Raw genomic sequence first — 16741 nt, forward strand, 5'->3', positions numbered from 1 at the left:
GTCAAATCGATATAATTTCGATAATTTTGAACTTCACTAAAATGATTTTTTAAAACAGAACACTAATGGGAAGAGCTTTTGAATTTCGCAAAGCAAGAAAAATGAAACGATGGTCGGCAATGAGCAAGGCCTTTACACGTATTGGTAAAGACATTGTTATGGCTGTTAAAGAAGGAGGACCTGATCCAGATTCTAACTCTCGATTGCGTGCGGTAATTCAAAACGCAAAGGCCGTTAACATGCCTAAAGACAATATCGAGCGTGCTATTAAAAGAGCTTCAGATAAAAATCAAGGCGATTATAAAGAAGTTGTTTTTGAAGGTTATGCACCTCATGGTATTGCCGTTTTAGTAGAAACTGCAACCGACAATAATACGCGCACAGTAGCTAATGTTCGTAGTTATTTTAATAAGTGCGATGGTAGCTTAGGGACATCTGGATCTGTAGTCTTTATGTTTGATCGTACCTGCAATTTTAGAATAAATGCTGAAGGTCTTGATCCAGAAGAAATTGAATTAGAATTTATCGATTATGGTGCTGAAGAGGTTTTTGCTGATGACGATGGTATTTTAATTTATGCCCCTTTTGAGAACTTTGGTACCATTCAAGCCGAATTAGAATCAAGATCTATTGAAATTTTATCATCTGGCTTTGAACGTATCCCACAAGTCACAAAAAAACTCAGTACAGAACAAGCTGAAGAGGTAGAAAAATTACTCGAAAAACTGGAAGAAGATGATGACGTTCAAAACGTCTACCATACCATGGAGGAGTCTACTGACGAATAAATAAAATGTAATCCTATATACCCGAACTTGTTTCGGGTTTTTTTATGCTTTTAAATCACGAATTTTTTGCTTCAATCCACTTACTCATAAACTTAGTACTTTGCAAAGTATGATGTTGAAGTACTTGTCCGATAAAGTTTTTCTGCCTATGTGATTCTAAGTCTTTGCAAACCACATGCAATCGGTCGTTAAACTGAACTTCAAAGTTTGTCTTTGAGAATTGTGTGTTTAAAATCTGAAACCCCATCTTTTGTTGCGTAGTCCAAAGTGATTCGCTTTGATATAGCTCTACTGCGTAATCTATAAATTCTTCTGCCACATCACACACAAAATCCTGCTCTGCATCTTCTACAACACCCTCTGCTCCAATTGTAGTTGTTACATATGGTGTGCCATTTTGCATGGCATCAAACAACTTTCCTTTCAGCCCTGCTCCAAACCGAATTGGGGCTAAAAGCACTTTCGATTGCTGCATAACATCTCCAACGTCTTGAGCAAAACCCTTAATTAAAAACCCTTCATTTTCGTTATGTAACTGATCTACTTTCTGAGAAGCGTAGGCGCCATAATTGTGCAATTGGGCTTTAGGTAGTCGTTGTCTAATCCCTTTCCAAATGGTTTCTTTTAAATACAACAGTGCGTTATAATTGGGCTCATGAAGAAAATTTCCTATAGATATAAAATGCTGGCGTTCTTCAAAAGTAGAACATGTTTGTTGTTGTTCTTCGGAAATAGGATCGATAAGAAATGGAAGATAAAGCAATAGCGATGAATCAATTTTAAACATCTGCTCTAGTAGTTGCATTTCGGCTTTTGAAATAATTAAACTCAAATCACAACGATAAATACTAGCGATTTCTCGTTTTGTCGTGTCATTAAAAATATAATCGTTAGAGACGGCTTTCTCATCTTTAAATGCCTGCAGTCGTGCTCGTCTCAAGAAATGTAAATCTTCTGTATCTAAAATTTTGATAGCCTCTGGGCATTGCTCAGTAATTCGCCAACCAAACTGCTCTTCGGTCATAAACCGATCAAAAAGCACAACATCTGGATTTAGCTGTAATGCAAAATCATCAAAACTTGAATGGTTGAGTTTAATAGTGATTCTATCTACTCCAATCGTAGAGAGGTCAAATGCATTATCACTCTTAGCACAGGCGCTCGCAAAACTGACGCTATAACCTTCAGACTGAAAAAATGCAATGAGTTGCATCATTCGGCTTCCTGCCGCCGAGCTCTTAGGCTCTGGCCAAACAAAACCAATAATAAGCAGTTTTTTATTCAAATGACACGGAGTTATTATGGTTGCATCTGCTCGCTATACTTAGCTCTAACTGCTTTGCCCCAATCGACAATAGCTTTAATTTGTGCTTCAGAAAGTTTAGCATCACCATGAGTCCATGTATACGACGGAAGCGGCATCTCTTTAGCCTCAACCATTTCGATAAGCTCATCCATTTTGTGATCTTTCTTTTTTAGAGAATACCCTTCCCAAGACGATACATCAAAATGGCCTTTTCCATGATCTATATGATCTGCCATCCAATAATTTATAGGTGTGATTTTATTATACCATGGATATCTTGTCACATCACTATGACAATCAAAACAAGCATTTTTTAAAATTTCATGTACATCGTTAGGCGGATTTGTATCTGCTATAAAAGCATTTATAGAGGTTAAATCACCCTCGTTTTTGTCTGGTCCGAAAAATTGCATAATTATGAAAGCAATTAATAAAACAACAAGTATCTTTTTTATGATTTTCATTTTATATAATTTTAGTGATCTAAAAATACAAAATCAAGGTGACTACAGATCAACTTTATCAAGAATTAAATTATGTGAATCACTCTCGTGAAAAACGCCTCTATTATGCCAACTTGGTCATTAATAATCCAGATTTAATTCCGAAGCTATTAAACATTCTTTTTATGGTGGATGATAAAATATCCTGTCGTGCTGCATGGGTGTTTGAATTTATGTGTGGTGAGCGTTTAGAAGCTAGTCTTCCATATTTGGACGAATTTACCGAGAACATACACAAAGTACATTTAGATTCCGCCGTAAGACCTGTTGCCAAAGTTTGTGAATATTTAGTAACAGCTTATTATTCAAAACACGATAACAAAATAAAAACTGCGCTAACCCCTAAGCATAAAGAGAAAATTATTGAAGCCTGTTTTGATTGGATGATTAACGACGAGAAAATTGCCCCTAAGGCTTATGCCATGAATTCACTATACCTTTTAGGACAAGATGAAGATTGGATTCATCCAGAATTGGTTATGATTTTAGAACGCGACTATCAAATGCAAAGTTCTGGTTTTAAGGCCAGAGCTCGTCATATTTTAAAGAAGGTTAAAAAGAATTAAAGCGCCATAACTTTTGCTAGTTCATTTTCGGAAATAACTAACAACTTACTTTTAACCAAGCGTCCAGTTAAAATCCGCCAGTTATTGTCTTTTTCAAAAATAGATTTCAACACAGGATGCGCTTTGTCAAACTCTTTATTATTTAATAAGTTAATAGCGTACCAGTACTGCATTTCAAGGTTATCTGGAAATAATTTTTGTGCGCTAAGATATAATGATTCCGCCTTTTCAGAATCACCAGCTTCCATCGCCAAATCGCCTTTATTCATAAAGTCGTAAGCCTTTTGAACTTTAATCAATCGTTCTAATTCGTCAATGGGTTTTTCATGATCTTCCACCCGCAAATCCATTATAGTATCTTCCCACGAGTTACCTGTTGCTGTTCCTTTTACAATTAAAATTGCAGCAGACTGTTGACCTCTAATATCTCCTTTTTCACCTTCGGCAGCTTTTAGTGCGGCAAGAATTCGCATACTTAAATCACCTTTGGTAGTTTCGAAGGCTTTCGCCATGGCATCCCAAACGGTATTGCTAAGCATCATATTTGCTTGTACCGAAAAATTCTTGCCTTGTCGATGTCCAGCTTCTGCAATGCATAAACTACCAGTATGTGTAGCCACATCTCCTTTTACATTTAAAAAAGCCACTTGACGATACATTTCTCCCTCATCTTCACCTATTAATGTCTTTAAAGCATCATTAGGACTTATTCCTTCGGCCATCAAAGCCAATCCTTTTGGTCCATAAGCAGGATTTACTAAAGACTGAGTTGCCACAACACCAACGCCAGCTTCACCATAAGTCACTACAGAACCAACACTAAACCAATGGGATTGTACAGCAACACCAATATCTCCTGTAACAGAATCTCTGGCAACAATAGAATAGGTATGCGTAAAGGGTTCAGATTTTTTATAAACTTGTGAAGACATGGTTTGAAAACTTAAAATAAAAATGAATAGAAAGAGCTTCTGCATGATAGTAAAATTTATGCCCTAAGATAACTAATTTATCTTCAATTTAACGTTCGATTTTTCTATCTTTGCTGCCCTAAACACACAACTAATGTCAATATCATCTCTCAACGCCATCTCACCAATAGATGGTCGCTACAGGAATAAAGTAGATAAGTTAGCACCCTATTTTTCTGAAGAAGCACTCATTAAATATCGCGTTTTAGTAGAAATAGAATATTTTATAGCACTTTGCGAAGCCGAACTTCCACAACTTTCAGATATTGATACTTCGGTTTTTGATGATCTTAGAGCAATTTATAGGACATTTTCTTCGGAAGATGCTCAGGCTATTAAAGACATTGAGGCCATTACCAATCATGATGTTAAAGCTGTTGAATACTTTATTAAAGAACAGTTTGACACGCTTAATTTATCAAAACACAAAGAGTTTATCCATTTTGGATTAACGTCTCAAGACATCAATAACACAGCCATTCCATTAAGCATAAAAGATGCTATGAATGATGTTTATGTTCCTGAATACTTAGAAGTTCTTAAAAAACTAAAAGAATTAGCAAGTGAATGGCAAGCTATTCCGATGTTAGCCAGAACACATGGTCAACCTGCATCGCCAACACGTTTAGGAAAAGAAATACAAGTTTTTGTGACGCGACTGGAAGAACAATTTAATTTGTTAAATGATGTGCCTAGTGCTGCCAAATTTGGAGGTGCAACCGGAAACTTTAATGCACACAAAGTAGCTTATCCAAATATGGATTGGAAAGCTTTTGGTACCAGTTTTGTTCAAGAAAAATTAGGTTTGCAGCATTCGTTTCCTACCACGCAGATTGAACATTACGATCATATGGCAGCCTTGTTTGATGCTTTAAAACGTATCAATACTATTGTTATTGATTTAGATCGTGATATTTGGACATACGTGTCTATGGATTACTTTAAGCAAAAAATTAAGAAAGGTGAAGTTGGAAGTAGCGCTATGCCACATAAAGTGAATCCCATAGATTTTGAAAACTCTGAAGGAAATTTAGGAATCGCTAATGCTATTTTTGAGCATTTATCAGCAAAGTTACCTATTTCGAGATTGCAACGTGATTTAACAGATAGCACAGTACTTAGAAACGTTGGTGTTCCATTTGGTCATACCTTGATTGGTTTCAAGTCGACTTTAAAGGGTTTAAATAAATTATTACTAAACGAAGATAAGTTTGCTCAAGATTTAGAAAACAATTGGGCTGTGGTTGCAGAAGCCATTCAAACCATCCTAAGGCGAGAGGCTTATCCTAATCCGTATGAAGCCTTAAAAGGCTTGACGAGAACTAATGAAACGATTAATGAAAGCTCTATTTCAGAATTTATTGATACCTTAGAGGTTTCCGAAGCCATAAAAACGGAATTAAAAGCTATCAACCCAAGTAATTATACAGGAATTTAATCTACTACTACAAATGCCTCATAAAAATACAATAACGCTAGTGTTTTCAGGATTGATTTTCGCTGGATTCTTTGTATCAGGCGTTTTAGACATTTTAGATTACTTTATTGTAAAAGCTATTTTATTCTCGGCATTTGCTTTCTTGGCTGTTCACTTAATACTTATTGTTCTCAAAGACTCTGAAAACAAAAACCACCTTAAGTAGTCAGACTTAAAGTGGCTTTCTATTAACATTTTAAATATTAAGATCTATTTAAAAAATTTGGCGATGTCTTTGAACTGAGTTTCCTCAATACTATTTTCATCAAAAACAGATGCCAGTTCCATTATTTTATTAAAGTTCATATCGTCACCAAGAATTCTCACAACAACAAATCCGTTATCGTTAGAATTTCCGAAAAGGATAAACTCATCAACATTATCACCTTCACCACCAATACATTTTACAACGAATTTTCCATCGGTAGAATTTCCACCTCTCATGAGCTCTTCATACTTGCTGTCTTTTAAGATGGTTTTTATTTTAGCAATTTCTGTATCCATTTCTGCTTTGTTGCTATCGTCTGCAACAAAAGCTAAAAGACTTAACTTGTCTATAGACTCATAAGCATCTTTCTGTGCTTCGGTTAACGTGCTTTCATCAATTTTAAGCATACTTGTTGGTACGTCTAAACTTGTGAAACCTGGTGCCAACTCACTATCTACATAATAGGTTTGCAATGTTAAATCCTGGTTGCAACTTTGTATAGTCACAACCAAGATTAACATTTTGATTATTGTTTTGATTGATGTATTCATAATCTTTAGTTCTTTTTACTTGCCTTCTTTAATTGGTCTCCGCCTGGCATGTTCATCTGGCTTGTTAACTTAGAGATTTGTCTTAAATCTATATCTCCCGTAAGCGTTAACAACACAGTTTCTACTTCTCTTTTCTTCCCGTTTATAGTAATATCCTTACCGTTAGTAAATTCTTTCAAACCGTTAATGAACATTAATAATTCTTTCACGTGGTTTTCATCTTTACCTTCTTTTACATAAAACTTCACCGTTTGGTCTCCATCTTTGATACGCATTAATTCATCTAATTTTGATGATTTTAAATACCCATTTACAGTAGCATTCATATCGGCAGAGATTTTTTCATCTCCAGTAGTAAATACTTTAAGTCCTGTAATCTTTTTTGCCATATCTACATAGGCTTTCATTTCTGGATCGTCGGTATCTATACCTACTGTAGCTAACATTTTAAACATTCGCTGTGTAAGTACAACTGTCATTACACCTTCTTTATCTTCATATTTATCAAAAGCACTTTGAGCAAACATTATATTTGACGATAAAGCAATTGTAAGTATTAATATTAATTTCTTCATGATTTCTAGTTTTTGTTTTTACTTGTTTTTTTCTTCTTAATTAATTTGTCTGTTGTTTTGCTAAACTCACTCACGTGGCTCGCTTTTTCTGCACCTTTATTAAAACTGGTAGATACAAGACTCAGTGTATTTACGCTACTTGCTGCATCATTAAAATTTGATGATAACATTGATAACGCTTCTTTGGTTTCGGTGTAAACTTTACGTTCTTCATCAGTTAAACCTGCAAGCGGGTCAACTAGTTCTTCACCTCCCAAAACTTTAGGAACCATAATTCCTAACATAAGAACCGCAACTGCTGCGACAGAAATCCATTGATAGATATAGCTTTTTCTAGGTTTTAATGGAACGTCTTTCGTATAAAGCTCTTGTTTTGTGTTGTTAAAGTATTGAAACATCATTTTGTACGACTCTAAATGTGGAGCAACTTCTTCTTGAGCGAAATAAGCTTTTAAATGCTGCTCTTCTTTTAGCGTTGTTTCGCCATTGTCATACTTTTCCAGTAATTTTTCTATACTATTTAATACCATAGCGATGTGTATTAGTTAATTTTTCTCTTATTGTTTTTCTTGCTCTTGATAAAGCGACTCTAATGGCTGTAGGATTCATGTCTACTACTTTTGCTATTTCATCAAAGTCATACTCTTCTATATCTCTGAGTTGTAATATTATTTTTTGTTGTTCTGGTAATTCTTCAATTATTTTTGATACCCAATCAACACTATCTTTATTTTCTACTTGTTTTTGTAAAGACGTGTTATTGTCTTGATAATTACTGTGAACAATTTTTAAATTTTGCGCTTGTTTTGATTTTAATCGATCTAAGCAAAAATTCTTTGTCATTGTCATTGAAAACGCTTCTACATTTTTATATTCAGCTATTTTCTCTCTATTGCGCCACAATTTCATTAAAATCTCTTGCGTTGCATCTTCAGCTTCTTCTGTAGAAACTAGAAGTCTTTTTGCTAAACGAAAGACTTTATCCTTAAAAGGTAATACCAATTTTGTAAAATCAGTTTGTGTCATTTGTGGTTTGTTAGTTCAAAACAGTTGATTATTCTGCTTCTTGATATTACGACGAACGTGCTTCAATTTTGTTACACGATATTTTTTAATTTACAATAATGTAAGTAAATTTATAGTTTACTAGACCAATAAACTATTGGTTTAGCTAATAAAATTGAAAAAGAAAAAGATATGAAATTTTTAAAATTATGCATTGTGTTGCTACTTGTTGCATCTGTAACAAGTTGTTTCGAAGATAGAGATGACAACTCTATTTCGGCAAGTGAAATTAATGACTTTGTTTGGAAAGGAATGAATGCGGTCTATTTATACAAAGACAATATTCCAGATTTGGCCAATGATCGCTTCTCTTCTAATGAAGACTATGCCAATTATCTTAATAGTTTTGCTGCACCTGAAACTTTATTTGAAAGTTTAATTTTTGAACGAGAAGTTGTAGATAGGTTTAGTATCATTATCCCAGATTATATTGAATTTGAGCAGTTATTAGCGGGAACATCCAAAAGTAATGGCCTAGAGTTTAATTTTTATTTAAAACCTGGTAGCGCCACTGAAGTATTTGGTATCATTAGACTTGTACTTAATAACAGTGTTGCTAGTGGATTAGGTTTAGAACGCGGACAAATATTCGACGCTGTTGATGGCATTGCCCTATCAACGAGTAACTTAAACACTCTTCTTAATCAAGATACTTATACGTTAAACTTTGCAACCTATAATGACAATGGTACAGAAATGATTGAAGACGACACTATCGTGTCTTCTAATGATAGTATTGAACTCACAAAACAGGTTTATACAGAAAATCCAATACATCAAACGAATATTATTGATGTAGATGGCGAGAATGTGGGCTATTTGGTATACAATGGGTTTAACTCAAATTTTAATACCCAATTAAATGATGCTTTTGCCGAGTTTGCAGCCAATAATGTGCAACATTTAGTATTGGATTTAAGATACAATCCAGGAGGTTCTGTAAACACGGCTTCACTATTGGGAAGTATGATAACAGGACAGTTTAATGGAGATATTTACTCTAAATTAGTATTTAATAGTGATCAGCAGGCTTCAAACACCAATTTCACCTTTGTTAATAATTTTAACGGAAATACTATAAATAGTTTAAACCTCAATAAAGTTTATGTGTTAACAACAAGTCGTTCTGCTTCGGCAAGTGAATTGGTAATTAATAGTTTAAGTGCTTACATTGATGTAGTCCAAATTGGTGACGCTACTACTGGAAAAACCCAAGCATCTATAACCATTTACGACTCCCCAGATTTAACTTCTGTGGATATCAACCCTAATCATACCTATGCTATGCAACCATTGGTAGCAAACTCTATAAATGTAAATGATGTAGCCGTACCTTCTGATGGTTTAGCTCCAGACATTGCTTTAATCGAATCTCCAAGAAACTTTGGAATTTTAGGAGACATTAACGAGCCACTGTTAGCTTTAGCGCTTGCAGACATTCAAGGTTTAGGTCGTTTTGGTAATTTTCAGATTGATTTTCACCCTATAAGAACAGATATAAACATCAAGCCTATTGAAGAGAACATGTATATAGATAATGAAATTCCTTTAAATCGTTTAGAGTTTAAATAATAAATATGATAAAAAAAGCCACAATTAATTAATTGTGGCTTTTTTTAACGCTGTTTCGCCAGTTAACTCACTTGACGCTCTAAAGCTATAAAATGTGTTGTCTTGTTGTTACGTAACGGAAATATCTTGACTTCACACCTATAAGCTGTCTTATTTTTTCTATAGTTAACAATAACCTCTGTAAAATGAACATCTTCATCAAGTTTAGTTCTTATGTGATTTCTTGATGTATTAGAAGTACCTATCCCTTGCAATAGACGTGGCGTTTTATCCAGTACTTCATTTTTAGAGTAACCTGTCATTGTGGTAAAACCTTGATTCACCCATATAATGTTTTGATTAATATCTGTTATAAGAATAGCTTCAAACTGTTGCTGTTCAAAAATTGAACTCATATCATTTTCCCAACCAAACCTTTTAGCTAGCGACCTTACTTTGAGAATATCTTGTGAGCGTTGCGCTTCTTCTAATTCTCTTCTTCGAGTCTCACTAAATATATCCCAACTCATTAAAGGTAACTGAACCTTTTTATTTTGGTTTAGTTTCTGAGAGACCTGAGCGTATTCATTTTCATTTAACGATGACAAGTACAAATCTAAAGCCATCATATTAGACAAACCATACTTCATAATACAAACTTATTTATTTAAGTTATGACACTACTACATGCGGGTCAAATAAAAAGAGCCACTTAAAAAATGGCTCTTTATGTTATAAACTTAGCGCAAACCCTATATTAATATTTCGCCCTCTGGTTGAGAAACCAAACAACTCTTCATACGCTTCGTTTAAAATATTGTTCACGTTTGCAAAAATTGTTACCCTATCTTTTGCAATTTTATGACTTATATAAAAATCTATTAAACTATACGATTTCAAATTAACAGTTTCACTTTCAAAAGTGACGCTATTAAAAAAGGCATCGTCTCTATCATCATTAAACTGATAGCTAAGACTCATAAACGTTTGGTCATTGCATTGATAACTTAACGCAGCATTTATTTTTAATTCTGGAATTCTAAGATTTAAATCTTCATCAACCTTAGTATAGGTTCCGTTTGCACGCAATTTTAATGCTTCGGTTATGGTAACATCTGCAACAAGTTCAATACCACTTGCCGTAAAATCGTTATTCGTATTTACATATTGAAACATAAAACTTCCTTGATCTACGAAATCTACAAAATTCTTTTCAGAGCGATTAAAATACACCACGCTCACGGTTGCTTTGTCTTTTATGTTTAACTCTGCTCCTACTTCTATGGTCGTATTTTCTTCTGGTTCTAAGTCGATATTTCCGAAAGAAGGTTCAAATAATTGATATAAAGAAGGCGCTATGAAGGATGTGCTATAACTTGCTAATCCTTTGATATAACCAAAATTGAGTTCCTTTTTAAAGGACGGATTTAAACTATAAACCAAATGGCTGCCATATTCACTATGGTTATTTAGGCGTAAACCCGCGTTAACGTTAAGTCCGAAATCTGAAACAAAGACAACATTGGCATAAGGATCAATAATAGTGTGGGTTGCATTTTCTGGGCTAATGTCTTGAGCAAAGGCTGTCCCTCCAAATGGGATAGAGAAACTCTCAATTTCATTTTGTTGTGCATTAACACCTAAAACGGTATAAAATTTATCATTAAAATTGTAGCGATTATAGATATCTCCTATAAAACTTTCTGCGTTGAATAGCGTTGGAAAGCTCGATTCTACCTCTCGTTCAACATTATTATAGGCCGCATTTAACGTGATACTCCCTTTATCATATGAAAACTCAGATGATACGCCTACTCTATGTTGATCTGTAATTGACAAATTACCGGCATCTATAAATCCGAAGGCATCATCAAAATCTGCCTTGAATGAATCAAAACTCGCATAGGCATTTAGCTTAAACGCATTAGAAAATCGATATCCAAGTTTTACATTTCCATTGTATGCATTGTATGCATCCGATTCGCTACCTGAAGCAATTGCTGATAATCCATCTGTAAACTGATGACCAAAACTGGCTAAATAACTGAACTTATCTAAGGTTCCATTAACAGAAACACTATTTACAAAATTTTCAACTGCATAATTATCATCATCCTGAGACTGATTGGTTCCTAAAGTACTTTTCAAGTTTAATACAAAGGCGTCTCTTGAGGCTTTTTTCAAAGTGATATTAATCACAGCAGTAGATGCTCCAGTACCATAGAGAGAACTAGAAGCTCCTTTTAATATTTCAATACTCTCTACCTGATCTGCATTTAATAAACGTAAATCATAGTCATTAGCAATTTGGGAAGCATCAGTTATTGCAACGCCATCAATAAGAACTAGGACCTGACGATTTCGTCCGCCACGAATAAAATAACTTAAATTCTGACCAGCATTACTTTTGGCTCCGTTAATTTCAATGCCAGCTGTAGCATTAATAATTTCTGCAATAGATTTCCCCTGCAAGTTTTGCAGTTCTTTTTGAGTGATTTTGGTAATAACCTTACCAGAATTTTCACGTTTCAATTTAAATTTAGAATCGGTAATAACAACCTCATCTAATTGCTCTATTTCTAGAGTGTCGGTTTGCTGTTGCGCAAAACCACATGCCGCTGCGCCAATAGCTAGCATACCAAAAAACTTTGTTTTTGTGTTCATTGTAATGTTTAATTACTCGGAATAGTATGACTCAACACACCAAAACTTTTATCCCGAAAGTTTGACTTATTTGTTCGAAATTGGCAGGTCTCCTGACTTGCGTCTTGCTATTGGTCTTCCCATCTTTTTAATTAATAAGACAGTGACATTGAAGGTAATAGCAAGCATAATAGCTTACAGTTGCGGGAACAGTTCTGGACTTGAAATATTTGTTCTCACCAGATTCCCTTTTAATCTATTTGGAAGCACCAAACAGAACCTAAATTCGCTGCGAAATTAAACATTTTGTTTAATGATTCACTCAAAACTTGAAATAATATTACTTTTGAAGAACAAAAACCTCTATTTTGAAAAAGATAATTCTCGTACTTCTATTAATTGTTTGTTCCTACTCTTGTAATTTTGATTCTAGCTCAAAGAAAAGCACCTTAGAGATAAGTACTACTGAAAAACCTGGTCTAAAACATGCAGATGGATTTGAAATTCGTCATTTTAAAGCACTTGATCTTTTAGAAATTACGAATCCGTGGCCTAAAGCAGACAAGACCTATAAATATGCTTTACTCACTAAGGAAAACGCAGCCAAAACAACCCTTAATAAAGATGAATTTGACGCTATTATAACGGTTCCTATACAATCAATAGTTGTAACCTCCACAACACATATTCCGGCTTTAGAATTGTTGGGTGTTGAGCAAACTTTAATTGGGTTTCCAGGTACTAATTATATTTCTTCTGAAAAAACCAGAACTAGAATTGATAACGGAAGTGTTAGAGAACTTGGTAAAAATGAAGGTATTAATACTGAAGTGTTATTAGAATTACGTCCAGATGTTGTTGTGGCTTTTGGTGTTGATGGTACGAATAAAAGTATGGAAACTATTGAAAAAGCCGGAATCACAGTGATTTACAATGGTGACTGGGTTGAAAAATCCCCATTAGCAAAAGCCGAATGGATTAAATTCTTTGGTGCTTTATACGACAAAGAAAATGAAGCTAGAACGCTCTTTAACCAAATTGAAGAAGATTATAGCGAAGCAAAATCTATAGCTGCTAAAGCAACATCGAAGCCAACAGTTTTATGCGGAGCGATGTACAAGGACGTTTGGTATTTACCAAATGGGACGAGCTCTGAAGCGCAGTTTTTACATGATGCCAACGTTAATTATTTATGGAGCGACACAAAAGAAACAGGGAGTATCGCCCTTAGTTTTGAAACCGTATTTGACAAAGCTAAAGACGCAAAATTCTGGTTGAGCCCTTCATATTATACAAGTTACCACGCTTTAGAAAAAGCAAATTCCCATTATACTCAATTTGAGGCATTTCAGAATAAAAACATTTTTACCTTTTCGAATACCACAGGCAAAACGGGAGGTGTAACATACTACGAATTAGGTACAGCAAGACCCGATTTAGTACTCAAAGACATGATAAAAATTTGCCATCCCGAGTTGCTCCCACACTATAAAACGACATTTTTCAAGCCACTAGATTAATTGAAAACTCGCTATACATATACGTTTTTAACTTTATCAGTAGTTTTAGTACTATGTTTTTTCGCGAATGTTAGTTTAGGTTCTGTAGGCATTCCAATAGAGGAAGTTTTTCAGAGTATTTTAGGAACGTCAACCAATGAATCTTGGCAATATATTATTAGAGATTACAGATTACCTAAAGCATTTACTGCTATTTTAGTTGGTTCTGGCTTAGGTATCTCAGGATTGCTCATGCAAACACTTTTTAGAAATCCGCTAGCAGGACCATTTGTGTTAGGAATTAGTTCGGGAGCCAGTTTGGGTGTTGCGCTCGTTATATTGGGCGCCAGTATATTCGGCGGTGCTTTTTCTGCTTTATTGGTTTCAAAGTGGAGTATTGTTATTGCCGCAAGTTTGGGTAGTTTTCTTGTGCTATTGGCTGTTTTACTAGTATCTTCAAAAGTAAGAGATACCATGGCTATTTTAATCATTGGTTTAATGTTTGGTAGTATCACAGCTGCAGTTGTAAGTGTGCTCTCCTATTTCAGTTCAGCAGAACAATTACAACAGTATATTTTTTGGGGTTTTGGAAGTTTAGGTAATTTATCATGGAATGAACTCTTTATTTTCTTCGGCATTTACCTCTTAGGATTAATACTAACCTCATTATCAATTAAGGCTTTAAACACCCTCTTACTTGGAGAAAACTATGCTAAAAGCCTTGGATTAAACATTAAACAAAGTCGCTTAATTATCATAATTGCAACAAGTTTACTAGCAGGAACAATAACTGCTTTTGCCGGACCGATTGCTTTTATTGGTTTGGCAATTCCTCATATGACGCGTCAATTGTTTCATACTTCAAATCACAAAATACTATTACCAGCTGTATTTTTGTTTGGAGCGATTATAATGCTTATTTGCGATAGCATTGCTCAATTACCAACAAGTGACTATACCTTACCTATTAACGCCATTACCTCTTTAATTGGTGCTCCTGTAGTAGTGTGGTTACTAGTAAGGAAACGTAAAATGATATTTTAATTATGAAGCAAGAACTTGTACATATAGCTCTGGTAGTGGACGACTATGACGAAGCCATCGCTTTTTACACCAAACAATTAAATTTCGATTTAATAGAAGACACAAAACTTAGTGAAACGAAACGATGGGTTGTGGTAAAACCAAAAGGAACAAATGGATGTTCTTTGTTATTAGCCAAAGCTGCAACTGATGAGCAAAATACTAGAATAGGCAATCAAACTGGTGGACGCGTATTTTTATTTTTACATACAGATGACTTTAATAGAGATTATAACAACTTATTGCGTCATAATATTGCTATTGTACGACCACCTTCGGAAGAAGTCTATGGAAAAGTACTTGTTTTCTCAGATTTGTATGGTAATCTTTGGGATTTAATAGAACCGAAAAAGAAATAGTGGCAGAACAAAAGCAACATATCATCCTCGAAACTCAGGGTCTTTCTATAGGCTACCAATCTAAGAAAGCCACATCTGTTATTGCCAGCGATATCAACATAGCACTATATCAAGGTGAACTCGTAGGACTGGTTGGAGCAAATGGTATTGGAAAATCGACACTATTAAGAACACTTACGAACATCCAACACCCCTTAGATGGTTCTATTGCCTTAAAAAAAGAGCCTCTTGAAAACTATAGTGCTATGGCCTTAGCAAAGACAATGAGTTTGGTATTAACCGAACAACTTATGTCTAAAAATTTATCGGTTTTTGAACTTATAGCGCTTGGTCGACAACCTTATACGAACTGGGTAGGTAACCTCTCTGAAAACGATATAACTATTATAAACAGATCGATTGATCAAACACATCTTTCAGATTTAAAACATCGCAGGTGTTTTGAACTAAGCGACGGACAACTACAAAAAGTCATGATTGCTCGAGCATTGGCACAAGACACCAATTTGATTATTCTAGATGAGCCAACCACGCATTTAGACATGTATCATAAGGCTTATATTTTAAAACTTTTGCAAAGACTAGCCAAAGACACCAATAAAACAATTCTATTCTCATCGCATGAAATAGATTTAGCGATTCAATTATGCGACAGCATGATTGTTATGACAAATGACCAAGTCATTTCTGATACACCTTGTAACCTTATTGAACGTGGTATTTTTGAAACATTATTTCCTGAAGACCTTATCGATTTTGACAAAAGCACTGGACGTTTTAGGGTGAAGAAATAACTTACTTCATCTAACTTTAAATTATAAATTTAATTAATCACGTCAACACCATCTTGAGCGTTTAAAGTAAATTCAAAAGTTCGTTCATGACTTTCTACAGTAAAACCAAATTTGGCTTCTGTCTTTATTTTAACATTTAACACCAACTGAGGTATTGGATCAGTCTTTGTCCCCATATTAGACACATATTTTTCATCAATTTTGGCTTCGCCATTAATAATCCATGGAAAATTCGCATGACATTCACTAAATGTTATGTGTACATTTGGAATCCATTGCCCACCAAAATCGGGATTTACAGCGCGGTATGTTCCGGCAACCTTAAATTTCACCTTATAGCAATTAACACCCGCAAAATTATCTAATTTATACGTAACTTCCTTCGATTTGAAATTTTGAGCTTTTTCATAATCCTCCCATCGGTCGTCCTTTACAGATAAAATTCTGGATGTTGTAGCCGCAGTTGCTGCAGAAGCTTTAGAGTCCTTAATAATATCCCATACAAATTTTGAAACTTCAATAACGTCTCCAACGCTTGCCTTGGCATTCATTAAAGGAGATTGTTTATGATTTAATGTTTGTTCTTCTTGAACTTGGAGTTCAACTAACGTTCCTTCTCGGAATGATGTCTCTTGATCATCAATTAATACAATCTCTTTAAACCTCTCTTCTTGTCCCATCTTAGCTTTTATTTATTTTAGATATCTAAACAAAGAAAAAGGAACAATTTTTCACTTTTCCGAAGACTAATACGTAATTATAAAAACAGGTGTTTTTACCTAAAAGTTGATACCATGTGCAT

Annotated in this window: 19 protein-coding genes and 1 riboswitch; of the genes, 9 read left to right on the forward strand and 10 right to left on the reverse strand. The window is 34.6% G+C overall.

Annotated features, from left to right (window positions below; all coding sequences use genetic code 11):
* The first annotated feature begins 65 nt into the window (after window positions 1-65).
* Window positions 66-788, forward strand: coding sequence for a YebC/PmpR family DNA-binding transcriptional regulator (locus Q0893_RS12375; RefSeq protein ID WP_298903410.1), 723 nt, complete (start codon window positions 66-68; stop codon window positions 786-788).
* 55 nt (window positions 789-843) lie between these two features.
* Here Q0893_RS12375 and Q0893_RS12380 read toward each other — a convergent pair whose 3' ends face one another.
* Together Q0893_RS12380 and Q0893_RS12385 are read right to left on the reverse strand one after the other, a co-directional pair.
* Window positions 844-2073 carry a glycosyltransferase family 4 protein gene (locus Q0893_RS12380; protein WP_299276051.1) on the reverse strand — a complete coding sequence of 410 codons (1230 nt, stop codon included), beginning with the start codon at window positions 2071-2073 and terminating at the stop codon, window positions 844-846.
* 14 nt (window positions 2074-2087) lie between these two features.
* Window positions 2088-2558, reverse strand: a complete 471-nt coding sequence (locus Q0893_RS12385; RefSeq protein WP_298903407.1) for a heme-binding domain-containing protein — start codon at window positions 2556-2558, stop codon at window positions 2088-2090.
* 38 nt (window positions 2559-2596) lie between these two features.
* Here Q0893_RS12385 and Q0893_RS12390 point away from each other — a divergent pair, with 38 nt between their 5' ends.
* Window positions 2597-3163 carry an adenylosuccinate lyase gene (locus Q0893_RS12390; RefSeq protein ID WP_298903406.1) on the forward strand — a complete coding sequence of 189 codons (567 nt, stop codon included), beginning with the start codon at window positions 2597-2599 and terminating at the stop codon, window positions 3161-3163.
* On the opposite strand, the gene Q0893_RS12395 is transcribed toward Q0893_RS12390, so the two are convergent.
* On the reverse strand, window positions 3160-4095 hold the full coding sequence (locus Q0893_RS12395; RefSeq protein WP_299276056.1) for a DUF1028 domain-containing protein: 936 nt from the start codon (window positions 4093-4095) through the stop codon (window positions 3160-3162). The two genes, Q0893_RS12390 and Q0893_RS12395, sit on opposite strands and share 4 nt — an antisense overlap.
* 133 nt (window positions 4096-4228) lie before the next feature.
* Between Q0893_RS12395 and purB the strand changes: the two genes are divergently transcribed.
* On the forward strand, window positions 4229-5572 hold the full coding sequence (gene purB, locus Q0893_RS12400; protein WP_299276059.1) for an adenylosuccinate lyase: 1344 nt from the start codon (window positions 4229-4231) through the stop codon (window positions 5570-5572).
* A 13-nt stretch (window positions 5573-5585) separates the two neighbouring features.
* Window positions 5586-5777 carry a hypothetical protein gene (locus Q0893_RS12405; protein WP_298903403.1) on the forward strand — a complete coding sequence of 64 codons (192 nt, stop codon included), beginning with the start codon at window positions 5586-5588 and terminating at the stop codon, window positions 5775-5777.
* Between the two features lie 44 nt (window positions 5778-5821).
* Here Q0893_RS12405 and Q0893_RS12410 read toward each other — a convergent pair whose 3' ends face one another.
* Genes Q0893_RS12410 through Q0893_RS12425 form a run of 4 tightly spaced genes read right to left on the reverse strand, consistent with a single transcriptional unit; the run spans window position 5822 to window position 7971 of the window.
* Window positions 5822-6370, reverse strand: coding sequence for a DUF4252 domain-containing protein (locus tag Q0893_RS12410; RefSeq protein ID WP_298903402.1), 549 nt, complete (start codon window positions 6368-6370; stop codon window positions 5822-5824).
* A 5-nt stretch (window positions 6371-6375) separates the two neighbouring features.
* On the reverse strand, window positions 6376-6945 hold the full coding sequence (locus tag Q0893_RS12415) for a DUF4252 domain-containing protein (protein WP_298903401.1): 570 nt from the start codon (window positions 6943-6945) through the stop codon (window positions 6376-6378).
* 5 nt (window positions 6946-6950) lie between these two features.
* Entirely contained in the window at window positions 6951-7475 is a 525-nt protein-coding gene (locus tag Q0893_RS12420; protein ID WP_298903400.1) for a hypothetical protein, read from the reverse strand.
* Window positions 7462-7971 (reverse strand): RNA polymerase sigma factor, encoded by a 510-nt coding sequence (locus Q0893_RS12425; protein ID WP_298903399.1) that lies wholly within the window; start codon window positions 7969-7971, stop codon window positions 7462-7464. The genes Q0893_RS12420 and Q0893_RS12425 overlap by 14 nt, the downstream gene beginning before the upstream one ends.
* Window positions 7972-8142: 171 nt before the next feature.
* On the opposite strand from Q0893_RS12425, the gene Q0893_RS12430 reads away from it, so the two are divergent.
* Window positions 8143-9582 carry a S41 family peptidase gene (locus Q0893_RS12430; protein ID WP_299276066.1) on the forward strand — a complete coding sequence of 480 codons (1440 nt, stop codon included), beginning with the start codon at window positions 8143-8145 and terminating at the stop codon, window positions 9580-9582.
* Window positions 9583-9644: 62 nt separating this feature from the next.
* On the opposite strand, the gene Q0893_RS12435 is transcribed toward Q0893_RS12430, so the two are convergent.
* Together Q0893_RS12435 and Q0893_RS12440 are read right to left on the reverse strand one after the other, a co-directional pair.
* A complete protein-coding gene (locus Q0893_RS12435) occupies window positions 9645-10211 on the reverse strand; it encodes a PAS domain-containing protein (RefSeq protein WP_298903397.1) in 567 nt (188 codons plus the stop codon).
* 82 nt (window positions 10212-10293) lie between these two features.
* Window positions 10294-12225: a TonB-dependent siderophore receptor gene (locus Q0893_RS12440; RefSeq protein ID WP_299276070.1), complete on the reverse strand. Its 1932-nt coding sequence runs from the start codon at window positions 12223-12225 to the stop codon at window positions 10294-10296.
* 64 nt (window positions 12226-12289) lie between these two features.
* A riboswitch (cobalamin riboswitch) is annotated at window positions 12290-12503 on the reverse strand.
* A 69-nt stretch (window positions 12504-12572) separates the two neighbouring features.
* On the opposite strand from Q0893_RS12440, the gene Q0893_RS12445 reads away from it, so the two are divergent.
* The 4 genes from Q0893_RS12445 to Q0893_RS12460 are packed head-to-tail and all read left to right on the forward strand — an operon-like array spanning window position 12573 to window position 15939.
* Complete coding sequence (locus tag Q0893_RS12445; protein WP_299276073.1) at window positions 12573-13724, forward strand: ABC transporter substrate-binding protein; 1152 nt, start codon at window positions 12573-12575, stop codon at window positions 13722-13724.
* The gene (locus tag Q0893_RS12450; protein WP_298903393.1) at window positions 13725-14747 is read left to right on the forward strand and encodes an iron ABC transporter permease; all 1023 of its coding nucleotides are present in this window, start codon (window positions 13725-13727) and stop codon (window positions 14745-14747) included.
* Between the two features lie 2 nt (window positions 14748-14749).
* Window positions 14750-15145: a VOC family protein gene (locus tag Q0893_RS12455; protein ID WP_298903392.1), complete on the forward strand. Its 396-nt coding sequence runs from the start codon at window positions 14750-14752 to the stop codon at window positions 15143-15145.
* Entirely contained in the window at window positions 15145-15939 is a 795-nt protein-coding gene (locus Q0893_RS12460; protein ID WP_298903504.1) for an ABC transporter ATP-binding protein, read from the forward strand. The genes Q0893_RS12455 and Q0893_RS12460 overlap by 1 nt, the downstream gene beginning before the upstream one ends.
* A gap of 29 nt (window positions 15940-15968) precedes the next feature.
* Here Q0893_RS12460 and Q0893_RS12465 read toward each other — a convergent pair whose 3' ends face one another.
* Window positions 15969-16619, reverse strand: coding sequence for a hypothetical protein (locus Q0893_RS12465; RefSeq protein ID WP_298903391.1), 651 nt, complete (start codon window positions 16617-16619; stop codon window positions 15969-15971).
* Window positions 16620-16741 lie beyond the last annotated feature (122 nt).

The organism is uncultured Psychroserpens sp. (assembly GCF_947494225.1).
GTDB lineage: Bacteria > Bacteroidota > Bacteroidia > Flavobacteriales > Flavobacteriaceae > Psychroserpens.